At 72.2% G+C, this 15,579-nt stretch carries 13 protein-coding genes; 3 read left to right on the top strand and 10 right to left on the bottom strand.

All coding sequences use genetic code 11. The features are described 5' to 3' along the window. Positions 1-29 precede the first annotated feature (29 nt). Positions 30-1,892 (bottom strand): ABC transporter ATP-binding protein, encoded by a 1,863-nt coding sequence (locus MTP10_RS10325; RefSeq protein WP_310708834.1) that lies wholly within the window; start codon positions 1,890-1,892, stop codon positions 30-32. A gap of 242 nt (positions 1,893-2,134) precedes the next feature. Between MTP10_RS10325 and MTP10_RS10330 the strand changes: the two genes are divergently transcribed. The 3 genes from MTP10_RS10330 to MTP10_RS10340 all read left to right on the top strand — a co-directional run bounded on the left by MTP10_RS10330 (position 2,135) and on the right by MTP10_RS10340 (position 5,254). Next, the gene (locus MTP10_RS10330; protein WP_310708835.1) at positions 2,135-3,433 is read left to right on the top strand and encodes an ABC transporter substrate-binding protein; all 1,299 of its coding nucleotides are present in this window, start codon (positions 2,135-2,137) and stop codon (positions 3,431-3,433) included. An 85-nt stretch (positions 3,434-3,518) separates the two neighbouring features. Next, complete coding sequence (locus MTP10_RS10335) at positions 3,519-4,400, top strand: sugar ABC transporter permease (RefSeq protein ID WP_310708836.1); 882 nt, start codon at positions 3,519-3,521, stop codon at positions 4,398-4,400. Further along, positions 4,397-5,254 carry a carbohydrate ABC transporter permease gene (locus tag MTP10_RS10340; RefSeq protein WP_310708837.1) on the top strand — a complete coding sequence of 286 codons (858 nt, stop codon included), beginning with the start codon at positions 4,397-4,399 and terminating at the stop codon, positions 5,252-5,254. The genes MTP10_RS10335 and MTP10_RS10340 overlap by 4 nt, the downstream gene beginning before the upstream one ends. Positions 5,255-5,292: 38 nt before the next feature. Here MTP10_RS10340 and MTP10_RS10345 read toward each other — a convergent pair whose 3' ends face one another. The 9 genes from MTP10_RS10345 to MTP10_RS10385 form a co-directional block, all read right to left on the bottom strand. Beyond that, positions 5,293-6,312: a 2-hydroxyacid dehydrogenase gene (locus MTP10_RS10345; RefSeq protein ID WP_310708838.1), complete on the bottom strand. Its 1,020-nt coding sequence runs from the start codon at positions 6,310-6,312 to the stop codon at positions 5,293-5,295. Then, positions 6,309-6,923, bottom strand: coding sequence for a histidine phosphatase family protein (locus MTP10_RS10350; RefSeq protein WP_310708839.1), 615 nt, complete (start codon positions 6,921-6,923; stop codon positions 6,309-6,311). The genes MTP10_RS10345 and MTP10_RS10350 overlap by 4 nt, the downstream gene beginning before the upstream one ends. Continuing rightward, positions 6,920-8,368 (bottom strand): FGGY family carbohydrate kinase, encoded by a 1,449-nt coding sequence (locus MTP10_RS10355; protein WP_310708840.1) that lies wholly within the window; start codon positions 8,366-8,368, stop codon positions 6,920-6,922. Before MTP10_RS10355 ends, MTP10_RS10350 begins: the two co-directional genes overlap by 4 nt. 31 nt (positions 8,369-8,399) lie before the next feature. Continuing rightward, a complete protein-coding gene (locus MTP10_RS10360; RefSeq protein ID WP_310708841.1) occupies positions 8,400-9,887 on the bottom strand; it encodes an FGGY-family carbohydrate kinase in 1,488 nt (495 codons plus the stop codon). Beyond that, on the bottom strand, positions 9,887-11,113 hold the full coding sequence (locus tag MTP10_RS10365; protein WP_310708884.1) for an ABC transporter permease subunit: 1,227 nt from the start codon (positions 11,111-11,113) through the stop codon (positions 9,887-9,889). Before MTP10_RS10365 ends, MTP10_RS10360 begins: the two co-directional genes overlap by 1 nt. A gap of 5 nt (positions 11,114-11,118) precedes the next feature. Then, the gene (locus MTP10_RS10370) at positions 11,119-11,940 is read right to left on the bottom strand and encodes an ATP-binding cassette domain-containing protein (RefSeq protein WP_310708842.1); all 822 of its coding nucleotides are present in this window, start codon (positions 11,938-11,940) and stop codon (positions 11,119-11,121) included. Between the two features lie 46 nt (positions 11,941-11,986). Further along, positions 11,987-13,078, bottom strand: coding sequence for a sugar ABC transporter substrate-binding protein (locus MTP10_RS10375; RefSeq protein WP_310708843.1), 1,092 nt, complete (start codon positions 13,076-13,078; stop codon positions 11,987-11,989). A gap of 341 nt (positions 13,079-13,419) precedes the next feature. Continuing rightward, positions 13,420-14,379: a sugar-binding domain-containing protein gene (locus tag MTP10_RS10380; protein ID WP_310708844.1), complete on the bottom strand. Its 960-nt coding sequence runs from the start codon at positions 14,377-14,379 to the stop codon at positions 13,420-13,422. A 137-nt stretch (positions 14,380-14,516) separates the two neighbouring features. Beyond that, a complete protein-coding gene (locus MTP10_RS10385; protein WP_310708845.1) occupies positions 14,517-15,494 on the bottom strand; it encodes a helix-turn-helix domain-containing protein in 978 nt (325 codons plus the stop codon). Between the last annotated feature and the right edge of the window lie 85 nt (positions 15,495-15,579).

Raw genomic sequence — 15,579 nt, forward strand, 5'->3', positions numbered from 1 at the left:
GCCGGCTGTGCCGTAAAGGATGGTGATCTTTAGCGGTAGGCCGCGGCCTGCAGCGTGTAGAGGTCGGCGTACAGGCCGGACAGGGCGAGCAGGGTGGCGTGGTCGCCCTGCTCGACGACTTCGCCGTGGTCGAGGACGTAGATGCGGTCGGCGTAGCGGACCGAGGCCAGGCGGTGCGTGATGAGCAGGACCGTGCGCCCCTCGGAGTGGTCGCGGATGCGCTCGAAGAGGGCGTGCTCGGCCCGCGCGTCCAGGGCGGCCGTGGGCTCGTCGCAGATCAGCAGCTCGGCGTCGCGGTGGAAGCCCCGGGCCACGGCGATGCGCTGCCACTGGCCGCCCGACAGCTCGTGGCCGTCCTTGAAGCGCCGGTCGAGCAGGGTGCGGTAGCCGTGGGGCAGCTCGTCGATCACCTCGGCGGCCCCCGCGACCGCCGCGGCGGCGTGCAGTGCGGGCTCGCCCCGCTCGGTGCCCATGGTGATGTTGTAACGGGCCGTGAGCGGCCAGCGGGTGTGGTCCTGGGCGATGACGGCGACACGCTCCCTGACCGCGCGCGGGTCGACGTCGCGTAAGTCGACGTCGTCCCAGGTGACGGCGCCGCGATCGGGTTCGTACAGACCGGACAGGATCTTGGCCAGGGTCGTCTTGCCGGAGCCGTTCTCGCCGACGAACGCGATGACCTCGCCCCGCTTGACCTCCACGGACACCCCGTGCAGCGCGGGCGTGTCGGCGCCGGGGTAGGTGAACGTGATGTCCTGCGCGCCGATCCGCTGGAAGCGCTCCGGCGGCGCGGCCGGGCGCGGCCCGGTGAGGCGGCGCTCGGCGTCGGCGCAGAACTCCAGGAAGTCCGTGAAGTACAGCCCCTCCTCGTACAGCCCGTTGGTCGAGTGCATGAGCTGGGCCAGCGCGCTCTGGCCGGATCGGATCGCCAGCACGGCCGTGCCGGCGACGGCCAGCGGGATCGCGCCGGCCGCGAGCAGCACGCCGAGCGCGACGTAGACCAGGCCGCTGCCGAGCCCGCCCAGCGCCTCGCCGGCGACCCTGGCCACGGCCTGCCGCTTGGCCAGCCGTAGCAGCACCTCCTGCTCGGCCCGCGCCACCGCGTCGTACATGCGCAGCAGGAAGCCGCGCATGGTGAACGAGCGGACCTCGGCGGCCGGGTCGCGGTCGGCCAGCAGGTCGGCGATGATCCACTTGCGGCGCCGCGCCGGGATGAGGGCGTACATCGTCGAGTAGCGCATGCGGGCGCTGCGCACGGCGGCCCACGCGTCGGGCAGCACGGCGAGCAGCAGCAGCGGCAGGAGCACCGGGTGGAGCACGCCGAGCACGCCGGCCACGGCGACGATGCCGACGGCGGCGGTCATCACGTCGATGGCCGAGGACACCACGTTGTCGGCCGTGGCGACGCCGCGCGAGCGGGCCCGATCGAGCGAGTCGTGGAATTCGGGGTCGTCGTAGGCCACCAGCTCCACGCGGCTGGACAGCCCGTACAGGCGCTCCTCGCTCTGGCGGGAGATCTGCGGCTCCAGGCGCGCCTGCGCCCAGCCCGCTCCGGCCTGTACGGCAGTGCGCAGCGCCGCCGCCACGCCCACCAGCACGAGGCTGGGCAGCGCGGCCCGCACCCGCTCGGGTGTCGGCCCCTGCTGGAACAGCGCTGTCAGGACTCCCGTCGTGGCAAGCAGCCCGAACGCGGTGAAGACGCCGCCGAGGAGCTGGAGCACGGCGGTCGCCGCCGTGTCGCGGGGACTGGCCCGCCAGGCCATGCCCATGGCCTGGCGGACGAGCGAGGGTAACCGCCGGGCGATGGCGAGGAAGCTCACCTGGTTCATCGTGTCCGTGTGGGCGTACCAGTCGGGGTTGGCGATCTCACCGAGTTCGAGGGGCTCGTCGGCCATGGGGTGAGTGTGCCCGGCGGCACCGACGTTCTCCCCTCCGCGAAGGTCCGGGAAAGCAAAGAAAGCGATCTTGCGAAGGTGTTACGCGACGTTCCTCATGGTCCGAGTGGGTATGCGGAGCTGTTACCGCACACGCCTTGACGGCCACGAGTGCGAAGTGGGTTGATGCCTACTGACAACGTTGTCAATCTGACCACGTCGTCAACACGCGTTCTCGGGGGTTTTTCTCGAAGGGACGGTGCATGATGCGGCGTAGGTGGACGGCCACCGTCGCGATCACATTGGCGAGCGTGCTGACCCTGTCGGCCTGCGGCGGCGGCGGGGACAAGGCGGCACAGCCCTCCACGGGCGGTGGCGACGCCAAGAAACAGGTGGAGGTGTTCTCCTGGTGGACGGGACCAGGTGAGGCCGACGGACTCAAGGCGATGCGGCAGATCTTCGAGCAGAAGAACCCGTCGTACTCGTTCTTCGACGCGGCGGTCGCGGGCGGCTCCGGCGACAAGGCCAAGGCGCTGCTCCAGTCGAAGCTCCAGGCCGACACCCCGCCCGACACGTTCCAGGGCCACGCGGGCGCCGAGCTGCAGGGCTACATCAAGGCCGGCGACCTGGAGGACCTCAACTCCCTCTACGACGAGCTGAAGCTGCGCGACGTCTTCCCGTCGCAGCTCGTGGACCAGATCAGCGTCCAGGGCAAGATCTACTCCGTGCCGGTGAACATCCACCGCTCGAACGTGCTGTGGTTCAACCCGTCGGTGCTGAAGGAGGCCGGGGTCGCGGGCGCGCCCAAGACGCTGGAGGAGTTCGTCGCCGACCTGGGGAAGGTCAAGGCCAAGGGCAAGATCCCGCTCTCGATCGGTTCCGAGTGGACGGTGACGCACCTGATGGAGAGCGTCCTGCTCGGCTCGCTGGGCACGGACGCCTACAACGCGCTGTTCAAGCCGGGCGCCGACTGGAGCTCTCCGCAGGTCACCAAGGCCCTGGAGACGTTCAAGACGATCCTGTCGTACGCGGGCGACCCGCAGGACGACTGGCAGCCCGCGGCCAAGCAGGTGGCCGACGGCGAGGCCGCGTTCAACATCATGGGCGACTGGGCCTACGGCTACTTCCACAACCCGCCGGACGGCGGCCTCGGCAAGACGTCGAAGAAGGACTTCGACTGGGCGCCCTCGCCCGGCACCGAGGGCACCTACCTGTGGCTGTCCGACAGCTTCACCCTGCCCAAGGGCGCCAAGAACCGTGACGGGGCCATCGCGTGGCTCAAGGTCGCGGCCAGCAAGGAGGGCCAGGACGCCTTCAACCCGAAGAAGGGCTCCATCCCGGCCCGCAAGGACGCCGACCAGTCGCTCTACACCGACTACCTGGCCGACGCCCTGAAGGACTGGTCGAGCGACAAGCTCGCCGGCTCCATCCAGCACGGCGTGTCCGTCAACCAGCCGTGGCTGGCCGCGATCACCGAGGCGGTCGGGCTGTTCATCGGCAGCAAGGACGTGGCCGCCCTCCAGAAGGCGCTGGCTGACGCCGCCAAGGCCAACGCCCAGTGAGTCACGGGTACGGCGGGCGCCCGGCCGGCGCCCGCCGTGCCGCCGGGAGAGGGCCGTGCGGAAGAGGGTTCTGGAGGGAGTCGTCGTGAGACGGGCACGCACCTGGCTGCCGGGTCTGCTCCTCGTCGCGCCGTCGATCGTGGCGATCGGCGTGTTCGTGTACGGGATGCTGGGCTGGAACTTCCGGCTGGCCATGACGGACAAGCACGACGAGGTGTCCGAGGGGACGTTCGTCGGGCTGGACAACTTCGTCAGCATCTGGGACCAGCCCAGATGGCACCTGTCGGTCAATCACGCGATCATGTTCACGGTCGTGTTCGTGCTGGGCGCGCTGGTGCTCGGCTGGTTCCTCGCCTTCCTCATGGAGAAGGGGATCCGCGGCGAGGGCACGTTCCGGGCCGTCTACCTGTTCCCGATGGCCATCTCGTTCGTCGCCACCGGCATCGTGTGGCGGTGGCTGATGAACTCCGGCATGGAGGAGCGGGCGGTCGGGCTGAACCGGCTGTTCGACGCGATCGGGCTGCCGCAGTGGCAGTGGTTCCGGGATCCGGACTGGGGGATGGCCGCGATGGCCCTCCCGGCAATCTGGCAAATGTCGGGATATGTCATGGCGTTGTTCCTGGCGGGCTTCCGGGGCGTCCCCGAGGAGCTGCGTGAGGCGGCGCGCGTGGACGGCTGCAACGAGTGGGGCGTCTACCGGCACGTGGTGCTGCCGCTGCTGCGCCCGGTCACGCTGTCGGCGCTGATCATCCTCGGCCACATCTCGCTGAAGGTGTTCGACCTGATCGTGGCGGTGTCGGGCAAGCAGATCATCACGGACGTGCCGGCGGTGTTCATGTGGGTGGCGGTCTTCGACTCCCACGACCCGGCCAAGGGCGCCACCATCGCCTCGTACATCGTGCTCAGCGTGGCGGTCTTCGTCATCCCGTACCTGGTCTGGTCCGTGCGCAAGGAGAGGCGCTCATGACGGCGGTCGCCCCGCGCGGGCGGGTGTTCACCGGGGTGCGGCTGGTCGTGCTGGTCGCCTTCGTGGTGGTCTTCCTGATCCCCATCTACGTCCTGCTGGTCACCAGCTTCAAGCCGCTCACCGAGGCCGACCCCGGCCAGGCGTGGAACCTGCCCGGCACGTGGACCCTGGAGGCGTGGCGGGTCGCCTGGGAGAAGCTGGCGCCGGGCCTGTGGAACAGCGTGCTGCTGGCCGTCCCCGGGTCGCTGCTGTCGTGCGCCCTCGGGTCGATGAACGGGTACGTGCTGTCCAAGTGGCGCTTCCCCGGCGCGGACGTGCTGTTCACGCTGTTCCTGTTCGGCATGTTCATCCCGTACCAGGGCGTGATGATCCCGCTGGTGCAGCTGCTCGTGGGCCTGAACGAGCTGACCGGGCTGCAGGGCGTCTTCTACGGCGGCATCCCGGGACTCGTGCTCGCGCACGTGGTCTACGGCATCCCGATCTGCACGCTGATCTTCCGCAACTACTACGTCACGATCCCCGACGAGCTGATCGAGGCGTCGCGGGTGGACGGCGCGGGGATGCTGCGGACGTACTGGTCGGTGGTGCTGCCGGTCTCCGCCCCGGCCATCGCCGTGGTGGTCATCTGGCAGTTCACCTCGCTGTGGAACGACTTCCTGTTCGCGGTGTTCCTCACGGGGCCGCAGAGCTGGCCGGCCACGGTGATGCTGAACAACATCGCGGGCGCGCAGGCCACGCCGTACAGCCAGCAGATGGCGGCGGCGATCCTGTCGTCCATCCCCACCATGCTCATCTACGTGCTGCTGGGCCGCTTCTTCATGCGCGGCCTGATGGCCGGGGCGCTGAAGGGCTGACGCGTGTCCCCGCCGCGACCGGCGGGGACACGGCGCCGTCAGGAGGAGGCCAGGGACGGGTTGGCGCAGTGGGCCAGCGGCTCGCCGCGCACGTAGCGGGCCACGTCCGCCGCGACGATGCGGGCCGCCTTGACCGCCGTCTCCTTGCTCGCCCCCGCCAGGTGCGGGGTCATGATCAGGTTCGGCGTGGTCAGCAGGCGTGACCCGGCCGGGATCGGCTCCTCCGGGAAGACGTCCATGGCGGCGCCGAACAGGTGACCGGAGTCCAGCGCGTCGCACAGGGCGTCGTAGTCGAGCAGCACCCCCCGCGCGCAGTTGACCAGCACCGACCCGGCCGGCATGGCCGCGATCTGCGCGGCGCCGATCATGCCGGTGGTCTCCGGCGTGGCCCGCGCGTGCAGGGACACGAACCGGGAGCGCGACAGCAGCTCCTCCAGCTCCACCTTGCCGGGCACGTCCACGTACGGGTCGTGGACCAGCACCTCGGCGCCGAACCCCGCCAGCATGCGGCTCACGCGCCGCCCGATCGCGCCGTAGCCGACCAGCCCGACCGTGCTCCCGTCCAGCTCGGGCCCGACCTTGTCGTACCGGTAGTAGTCGCCCCGCCACACGCCCCCGGCCAGGTCGGCGTGCGTCTGCGGGATGCGGCGGGTGGCGGCGAGGAGCATGGCCAGCGTGTGCTCGGCGGTGGCGACGGCGTTGCGGCCGGGCGCGAACGTGACCGCGACGCCGGCCTCGGTGGCGGCCTCCAGGTTGGCGTTCACGGGGCCGCCCCGGCTGACGCAGAACAGCCGCAGCCCGGGGCTGGCGTCGAGGACGCGCCGGGTCAGCGGCGCCATCTGCGTGACGCACACCTCCACGCCCCGCAGCGCCTCGATCAGCTCGTCCTCCACGTCGGACGCCTCGTTCACCTCGCCCACGGGACCGAACGGCACGACCGGCCACGGCAGTGTGAGCTCACTGATGTCCAGGTCGCCGGGCACCTCGCGCTTGAGCGCGTCGATGAGCAGGCGGTTCTGGACGAAGTGGTCGCCTGCGGCGAGGACTCGGATGGTCAACGGTCGGCTCCAATCGGGGAGTTGAACTGCAGCATGGCGACCTGCCCGTCCCGGAGGCGCAGCTCCGTGACGGCGCAGTTGTCCAGGCGCGGGAACAGCCGGCGGTAGGAGCCGAGCGGCACCCCGATGAGCCGGCACAGGGCGAGCCTGATGGCGGTCGTGTGGGCCACCACCAGCACCCGGCCGTCCGGCTGGGCGGCGCGGACGTCGTCCAGCGCGGCCACGAAGCGGTCCGCCACGGCGTGCGGGTCCTCACCGCCCGGCAGCGGATGGGCGGCGGGGTCGGCCTCGAACGCGGCACGCTCCTCGGGGAAGCGCTCGTGCATCTCGGCCGAGGTCAGGCCGTCGCCCTTGCCGAAGTCGATCTCGCGCAGCCGGTCGTCCACGCGCAGCTCGACGCCGGCGGCCTCCGCGCTGGGCGCGGCGGTGATCGAGGCCCGGCTGAGCGGCGACGCCCAGACGCCGGTGAGCCCCGCGGTGGCGGCCCAGCCGGCCAGCCGGCCGGCCTGCTCGTGGCCGAGCGGGGTCAGCGCGACGTCGCTGAGCCCGGCGTAGCGGTTCTCCGCGTGCCAGACGGTCTCGCCGTGGCGCACCAGAACTAGACGGGTCAAGGTGTGGTCCTCTCACGGGCGTGGGCGGCGGCCGTGGCGGGCAGCCAGCCGCGGGTCTCCAGCTCCTCGACGAAGCGCAGGTAGTGCTCGCTCAGGTCGGCGCCGTCGGGGTGGACGATCTCGCGGGTGCGGACCATCCCGTCGGTCGCGCCGGGGCCGGCGGCCAGGGCGGCCATGCCGAGCGCGGGCTCGGCGTTCTCCCGCAGCGTCACCGGGCGGCCGAGGACGCTCGCGCGCAGCCGGTTCCAGTAGGCGCTCCGCGTGGCGCCGCCGGTCAGGATGATCTCGCCGTCCACGGGGGCGCCGAGCAGGTCGAGGTAGTCGAAGCAGAGCCGCTCGACGTAGGCGGCGCCGCGCAGGATCGCCGCGTAGCGGTCCACGTCGTCGCTCACCTCGCCGAGCGTGAAGCCCTCCGCCTCCGGCGCGGCGAACGGGAACCGCTCGCCGCGCGACACCAGCGGGTACGTGGTCGCCGCCGGCTTCCTGCCGCCGGGGCCGAAGCGGCGGGCGGCCTCCTCGCCGAGCGCGTCGAGGTCGCGTCCCGGCAGGTCGCGCGCCAGCACCCCGGCGCCGGTGCTGGAGGCGCCGCCGGGCAGCCAGGAGCCGTCGGGCGCGCGGTGGGAGTAGACGACGCCGAGCGGGTCGTGGACCAGCTCGGGGGTGACGCCCTTGAGGACGAGCGTGGTGCCCATGACGGAGTTCCAGCTTCCCGGCCGCAGGGCGCCCGCGCCGAGCTGGGCCGCGCACCCGTCGGTGGTGCCGGCGACGATGGGGGTCCCCTCCGGGATGCCGGTGGCCTCCGCCGCCTCGGCGCACACCTCGCCGATCACCCCGCCCGGCCGTACGACGCCGGGCAGCATCGCGGCGGGCACGCCCAGCGCGTCCAGCACGTCGTGCGGCCAGCGCTCCTCGATGAGGTCCACGCCGGTCTTGAGCGCGTTGCTCAGGTCGGTGGCCACCTCCCGGCCGGCCAGGCGGCGGTTGACGAAGTCGTTCTGGTGGGCCAGCCTGGCGCCCTCCGGGGCGTCGCGGAGCAGCCACAGCAGCTTGGGCAGCGCCCAGTTGGCCTGCATGCGCCGGTAGCCGAGCTTCTCCCACACGTGCGCGCCCACCGCGTTGACCCGCTCCACCTCGTCGGCGGCGCGCCGGTCGTCGTACATGAGGCCGGGCGTCAGCGGGCGGCCGTCCCGGTCGGCGAGCAGGATCGTGCCAGAGGTGGCGTCCACGGCCACGCCCCTGACCCGCTCCGGCGGGACGTCCCGCAGCGCCTCGCGGGTGGCCGCGGCCAGCTCCCGCCACCACTGCTCGGGGTCCTGCTCGTGCCGGGGGCCGTCGCGATGGCTGGTCAGCGGCCTGCCGGCCGCGCCCAGCACCCGTCCGTCGGCGGCGACGGCCATCGCCCGCACGCTCTGCGTGCCGAGGTCGACGCCGATCCACACGCTCATGTCGAACTCCCCGTCATCACCAGGCTCCCCGTCACGACCGGCTCCCCGTGCGGGTGCGCATCTCGGCCAGCAGCGGCCACGACCCGGCGGTGGTCTCCCGCAGCGCGAGGAAGTCCTTGTACGCGGTCCGGTACGCGCCGGGCTCGGGCCGTACGGCGTCGCGCAGCCGTACGTGCCGGTCGGCGGCGGCCGCGATCCCGGAGGCGGCGCCGGTGGCGGCCAGCCCGACGAGGTAGGCGCCCCGGGCGCCGACCTCCGCGTCGCCCGAGCGGAGCACGGGCACGCCGCTGACGTCGGCGATCATCCGGACCCACAGGTCGCTGGCGGAGCCGCCGCCGCACACCCGCAGCTCGCGGGCCGGGGCGCCGGTGGCGGCCAGGCAGTCCTGGACGACGAGGGTCAGTCCCTCCAGCACGGCCCGCGCGACGTGCTCGCGGCCGTGCTCGAACGACATGCCCAGGAAGGCGCCACGGGCCAGCGGGTCGGAGAACGGCGCCCGTTCGCCCGCCGGCGAGAAGTACGGCTGGAACGCCAGCCCGGCGGCGCCCGGCGGCGCGCCGGCGGCCAGCTCGCCCAGCTCGGCCGGGCCCGCGAGCCCGAGCATGCGGCACACCCAGTGCAGCACCTCGACCCCGGCGAAGGTGGGGAAGGCCCGCAGATAGCCACCGGGAACGGCGATGGTGATGCCCACGGGCGCCCCGTCCAGCTCGGGCTCGGCCACGACCGTCTCGGTGCACAGCGTGGTGCCGAGGATGCTGCACGCCTGGCCGGCGCGCACGGCCCCCGCGCCGATCGCGGTGGAGACGATGTCGTAGGGGGCCATCACCACGGGAGTCCCGGCCGGCAGCCCCAGCGGCCCGGCCGCTTCGGAGGTCAGCCCGGCCACCCGGTGCTCGTCGTCGCGCACCTCCGGCAGCAGCCGCGCCGCCCACTCCAGGCCGAACAGCCCCAGCAGCTCGGTGGAGTAGGCGCGGGTCCGCAGGTCCATGAACGGGGCCGAGGCGTCCGACTCGTCGGCCGCGATCTCCCCGGTCATCCGGGAGAAGATCCACCCGCCGCACGTCAGGAGCGCGGCCGAGCGGTCGAGCCGGTCGGGGTCGTGCTCGCGCAGCCAGGTGAGGATGGCGTGCGGCAGCCCGGAGGCGGCCGACGAGCCGTTGATCCGGAAGGCCCGCTCCGACAGCCCGGAATGGGTCCAGCGCTCCACCACGGCGGCGGCGCGGGCGTCGTTCCACAGGACCGCCGGGCCGGTCGGGCGGCCGTCGGGGCCGACGAGCCAGGCCCCGTCGCCCTGCGCGGTGAGGGCGACGAAGTCGACCGGCCCGTCCATCCGGGACGCCACCTCGCGCACGGTGTGCGCGACGGCGTCCCAGACGTCGTCCATGTCCTGCTCGGTGTGCCCGGGCAGGGGCCGGGACACGCGGGTCTCCCGGCGGGCGACCGCGACCTCGGCGCCCTCCTCGTCGTAGCCGACCGCCTTGATCACCGTGGTGCCGGCGTCGACGCAGATGGCCGCCATCAGGCCCTTCCGTGAGAGGTGCGGGACTTGCGCGCCACCGAGTCCACGACCACGGCCAGCAGCAGCACGACGCCCGTCACGACGAAGCGGATGGAGGAGTCGAGGTTGAGCAGCGTCAGGCCGGAGGAGATGGACTGGATGACGATGATGCCGAGCAGCGCGCCGAACGCGGTGCCGCGCCCGCCGAACAGGCTCGTCCCGCCGATGACCGCCGCCGCGATGGCGTTCAGGTTGACGTCGCCCGCGCCGCTGCTCTGGTTGGCCGCGGCCAGCCGGGCGGCGGCCAGGATGCCGCCCACGGCGGCCAAGGACGAGCAGAGCACGAACACCGAGGTGTAGACGGCCCTGACGTTGATGCCGGCCCGCCGGGCCGCCTCCACGTTGCCGCCGACGGCGTAGACCGACCGGCCCCACTTCGTCCGCGACAGCATGTAGTGCATGATCAGGACGAGCGCGACGAAGAACACGAACATCCAGCCCACGCCGCGCGTCTGGCCGAGGTACCAGACCACGAACAGCAGCACGACGAGCAGCGCCACGCTCCGCGCGGCCAGCATCGGCACGCTCTTGGCCGACAGCCCCGCCCGGTGACGCTCGCGGGCGTGCAGGTAGCCGGTGGCGAACAGCCCGGCCGCCGCGAGCACCGCGAACGTGTACGACAGCCACGCGGGCACGAAGTCGAGCTGGGCGAAGCCCACCAGGCCCGAGTCGAACGGCAGGTTGATCGAGCCCCTGGTGCCCAGCACGTAGAGCTGGAGCCCGAGGAAGGCGAGCAGGCCGGCCAGCGTGATGACGAAGCTCGGCACCCCGAACCGGTTGAACAGCTGGGCATACACCCAGCCGATCACCCCGCCCATGATCACGGAGGCGGCGATCGCCAGCCACACCGGTAGCCCCTGCCCGACGAACAGGACCGCGAGTACCGCGGCGGACAGGCCGCTGACCGAGCCGACCGACAGGTCGATCTGCCCGACGAGCAGCACGCAGACGATGCCGAGCGCGATGACGCCGACCGCGGCCGACTCCAGCGTGAGGTTCACCAGGTTGGCGCTGGACAGGAAGACCGGGTTGAGGATCTGGAGCACCGTCCAGATCACGACGAGGCCGACCACGACGGGGATCACGCCCAGGTCGCCGCCCCGGGCGCGCTCCACCACGTCGGTGATCGCGCCGCGCAGCCCGGTGCGGCTCTGCAGCCGCTCGTCCTGGCGATCGGTGGTGACCATGCTGTTCACGACGAGAGCCCTTCCTTGCTGCGCGCCTGCCGCTGCGTCACCACGTTGTCGGTGGCGCCGGTGATGGCGGCGATGATGTCCTCGGTGGAGACGTCGGCCACGTCGAAGACACCGTTGTTGCGGCCGAGCCGGAGCACGGCCACGGTGTCGGCCACGGCCTTCACGTCGGCCATGTTGTGGCTGATCATGATGACGCCGAGGCCGTTCTCACGGAGCCGCTCGACGAGGTTGAGCACCTCGGCCGTCTGGGCGACGCCCAGCGCCGCCGTCGGCTCGTCGAGGATGATGACCTTCGGGTCGCCGAGCAGCGACCTGGCGATCGCGACCGTCTGCCGCTGGCCGCCGGACAGCGACGCCACCGGCACCCGCACGCTGGGGATCTTCGCGGAGAGCTGCCGCAGCAGCTCCCACGAGCGGGTCTCCATCGCCACGTCGTTGAGCCGGAGGGGACGCATCTCCTGGCCGAGGAAGAGGTTCTGGATCACGTTGAGGTTCTCGCACAGGGCGAGGTCCTGGAAGACGGTGGCGATGCCCAGCTTGTGCGCCGCCGCCGGCGTCGGGATGTGCACCTCACGCGACGCGAACGTGATCGTGCCCGAGTCCGGGGGGTGCACCCCTGACAGGATCTTGACCAGGGTGGACTTGCCGGCGCCGTTGTCGCCTACGACGGCCACGACCTGACCGGCGGCCACGTCCAGCTCGACGTCCGTGAGCGCGGCGACGGCGCCGAAGGTCTTGCTGATCCCGCGCAGTGACAGGACGCTCTCGGCGCGCGGGGCGTCCGCCTGCTCGCCGTCTTTCTGCCGGATGGAGGACAAGGAATCTCCTGTCGGTCTACTTGATGCCGAGCTGCCTGATCAAGGGCTACTTGATCCCGAGCTCGGCGCAGCCCTTGGCGTACGCGCCCGTGCAGGCGTCCGCCGCCTTCATGATCCCGCTCTGGAACAGCACCTCGTTGATGTTCTCCCTGGTGACGACCGTGGGGACGAACAGCTCCGACGGGGTGTTGTAGAGGGTGGTCTTGCCGGCCGGCTTCTCGCCCTTCATGAACTGGTAGGCGACGTTCGCCGCCGCCTCGGCCACGATCTTGATGGGCTTGGAGATGGTGTTGAACTGGTCGCCCGCGATGATCCGCTGGGCGGCGGCCACCTCGGCGTCGTTGCCCGTGACCGGCGGCACCTTCACGCCCGCGGCCTTGAACGCGGCGATCGCGCCGCCGCCGGTGCCGTCGTTGGCGGCCACCACGCCCACGATCTGGTCGTTGAAGCGGGTGATCTGGCCGCTGACCCAGGTCTGCGCCTTCTCCGGCTGCCAGTCGGGGGTGTCGTACTCGGCCAGCAGCTTGAAGCCGCTGGGGTCGACGGCGCTGTGGATGCCCTTCTTGATCAGGCCGGCCGCGGCGTCCGTGGGGGAGCCGTTGACCTGGAGGAGGCCGCCCTGCGCGTTCTGCGACTTGAGGTGGTCGACCAGCGACTGGGCGATCATGGCGCCGATCTTCTCGTTGTCGAACGAGACGTAGTAGTCGGCGGGCGTGGCTGGGATCGGCCGGTCGTAGGCGATGACCGGCACCTGCTGGGCCTGCGCGGACTTGACGATCGTGGCCGCCGCGGCGGAGTCGACCGGGTCGATCACGATGGCCTTGACGCCCTGGGCGAGCGCGGAGTTGGCCTGCTGCTGCTGCTTGGCGGCGTCGGAGTCGGCGTTCTGGTAGATGACCGTGCAGTTCGGGCAGAGCTGCTTCATCTTGGCCTCGAACAGCGGCTTGTCGGCCAGCTCGTACCGGGTGGAGGCCAGGTCCGGCATGAGGAAGGCCACCTTGGCGTTCTCCACGCCGCCGCCGCTGGAGGCGGTGCTGCCGCCCCCGCCGCTGGAGCCGGAGCCACAGGCGGTCAGGGAGACGGCGGCGACGACTGCCGCCGCGGCGAACGCGGAGGTCCGGATCTTGGCTCTGTTCACGGGTCGCTTCCTCACTACTTGCTAGGTCCTCGCGGAGCCGGTCGGGGTCGGGATCCCGGCCACGCACGGACCGCACAAACGGCACCGTGCTGTGGTGCGTTTCACGCTAGCGCGCTTGCGGAATATTTGTCCAGCAAAAGTGTTCACGGTATTTCCATGCGTTTGACCTGCGGTTCACCTGGAGTGAGCCGCGGGAAGGCATGACGAAGCCGGGAGAAGGGCGGAGCGGGGACGGGCGCGGCGGAGCGGATGCGCCGTGACAGCAGGGGATCCCGGCCCAGCGGTGCGGCCCGGGACCGCGGGCCGGAGGCCCCGGCTCGGGGTCCGGCTCGGGGGCCGGCTCAGCGGGTGGCGGCGAGCAGGCTCTCGGCCGTGAGGGCGTCGGTGACGAGCTGGTTGAAGTAGCCGCCCCTGGCGCCGGCGACGATGGACACGACCTTCTCCGGGCCGGCCGCCACCGCGATCGAGAACGGGATGCGGCGCAGCTCCTCCAGGCCGGTGGCGACCAGCCGCTCGCTGCCGGGGTAGCTCACCGGCTCGCCGTCGCGGTCGTAGAAGCGCGAGCAGACGTCACCCACGGCGTGGCGCAGGCTGTCCGCGTAGCGGGGGACGAAGGCGGGCGTGACCTGCCGCATCAGCGGGGGCGAGCCCACGCCGACGATCGCGCACTTGGCGTGCGCCCACAGGTCCATGACGCGGCGCACCGACGGCTCGTGCTGGAGGGAGGAGAACAGCTCCGGCCCCGGCAGGGCGGGCGCGTAGAGGTAGCTGGGCACGCCGCCGACCCGCTCGGCGAGCAGGCGGGTGGTCTCGTTGGTCTGGAACCAGGGCTGCGGGTCCTCCTGCCCGCCCACGGCCGGCGCGATCGTCACGCCGGGGAAGTGGCCCAGGCTCTCGCGCGCGCACTCGTACACCGTGCTGCCGGAGGAGACGAGCACCGTGTCACCCGATCTCAGCCCGACGCCCGTCAGGGCCCTGGCCAGGCCGGGGGCCAGCCACGGGCCCAGCGCCGGACCGCTGACCTTGGGCACCAGGTAGACGCGCTGGAGCCGCAGGGCCTCGGCCACCTCGGCGGCGAGCGGGCCCTCCTCCAGGGTCGCGGGGCGGTGGACCCGGATCTCGACGATGCCGTGGCGCCGCGCCTCGGTCAGCAGGCGGCTCACGGTCGCCCTGCTCACGCCCAGCCGCTTGGCGATGTCGGCCTGCGTCGCGTCCTCCAGGTAGTACTGGGAGGCGGCCGCGTACATCAGCTCCTGAGGGAACCGGGTCTGGACCTCCGGTGCGACGTCGGCGGCATTCATGCGCGCGGTCTCCCTGGGTGCGAGTTCAACTGCCGGATCAGGTGCGTGAACACGTGTGCAGAACGGATGCGCACCGACTATACCTCTGTGCCCCCCGAGCAAAGGCTAGCGAGCCCGCGGCCGGGACGTGACGGGCCTCAGGGAAGAGCCCCGGCGACCAGCGCGTCCCCGAGCGGCGTGCGCGCGTAGAGGACGGAACGGCCGGAGCGGGTGCCGGCCACGAGCCCCGTGCCGCGCAGCGCGGCGAGATGCCCGCCCGTGGTGCCGAGACTCTGCCCGAGCAGGGCCGCGAGGTGCGTGGTCGTGGCAGGCACCGCCAGCTCGGCCAGGATGCGGGCGCGGGTGCGGCCGACGAGCGCCGCCAGGCCCGCGTCCGCCTCCGGCTGCTCCACCGCCACCCCCCGCGCCGGGTAGACCAGCGCGTACGGCCACGCCTCCTCCAGGTACGCGCCGACGTTGCCCGTGAACACCGACGGCAGGAACAGCAGCCCGCGCCCGCCCAGCCGGTGGCGCTTGTCGGCGCGGCCCATCCGGATCTCGATGCGGCCGTCGCGCCAGCGCACCTGCGAGCTGAGGTCGCCGAGCGCCGCGGCCCAGCCGTACGTGGCCAGCCGCCCGGCCCGCTGGATCACGTCCCGCTCCAGCGTCGCGTGGAAGCGCGGCCAGGACGGCGAGACGACCTCCCGCCAGAGCACCTCGAACGCGTCCGCCAGCACTCCCACGACGTCCGGCCCGAGCAGCAGCTCCCTCACCCACGCGGGCACCGGCGGCCGCCCGGCCAGCACCGCGGTGATCTCCGCGTGCGCCTGCGCGACCGGGGTGGCGCGCATCGCCGCGAGCTCCGTCTCGAACGGCACGCTCATCCCGGCGGGCGGCGGGGCGACGAAGTCCACGTTGTCGCCCCGGTTGCCGGTGATCGCGGCCGTGGCGCGCAGCGCGGGGAGGGCGCGTTCGAGCTCCAGGTATGGCCCGCGCCACCGCTCGGCCCAGTGCCGGTGCGGACCCGCCTCGACCCGTCCGGCCAGGACCCACTGGGCGTGCATGGTCTCGATCAGCGGCGAGATGGCGAACCGGCTGGCGGCCACGTCCTGCGGGGTGACCTCGATCGTAAACACCTTTCGGTTATATCCGAAAGGTTCGCCCGCGCCGGGGGCGCCCGCGAGCATCGGGATTCGGCCATGGGGGCCGACGCGGTGAGTG

It is taken from the genome of Nonomuraea sp. 3-1Str (assembly GCF_031570565.1).
In the GTDB taxonomy this organism is placed as follows: Bacteria; Actinomycetota; Actinomycetes; order Streptosporangiales; family Streptosporangiaceae; genus Nonomuraea.

Coding starts and splice junctions, on each gene's coding strand:
- MTP10_RS10325 (WP_310708834.1), bottom strand. CDS start 1,892: ATGGCCGACGAGCCCCTCGAACTCGGTGAGATCGCCAACCCCGACTGG.
- MTP10_RS10330 (WP_310708835.1), top strand. CDS start 2,135: ATGATGCGGCGTAGGTGGACGGCCACCGTCGCGATCACATTGGCGAGC.
- MTP10_RS10340 (WP_310708837.1), top strand. CDS start 4,397: ATGACGGCGGTCGCCCCGCGCGGGCGGGTGTTCACCGGGGTGCGGCTG.
- MTP10_RS10355 (WP_310708840.1), bottom strand. CDS start 8,368: ATGAGCGTGTGGATCGGCGTCGACCTCGGCACGCAGAGCGTGCGGGCG.
- MTP10_RS10360 (WP_310708841.1), bottom strand. CDS start 9,887: ATGGCGGCCATCTGCGTCGACGCCGGCACCACGGTGATCAAGGCGGTC.
- MTP10_RS10365 (WP_310708884.1), bottom strand. CDS start 11,113: ATGGTCACCACCGATCGCCAGGACGAGCGGCTGCAGAGCCGCACCGGG.
- MTP10_RS10380 (WP_310708844.1), bottom strand. CDS start 14,379: ATGAATGCCGCCGACGTCGCACCGGAGGTCCAGACCCGGTTCCCTCAG.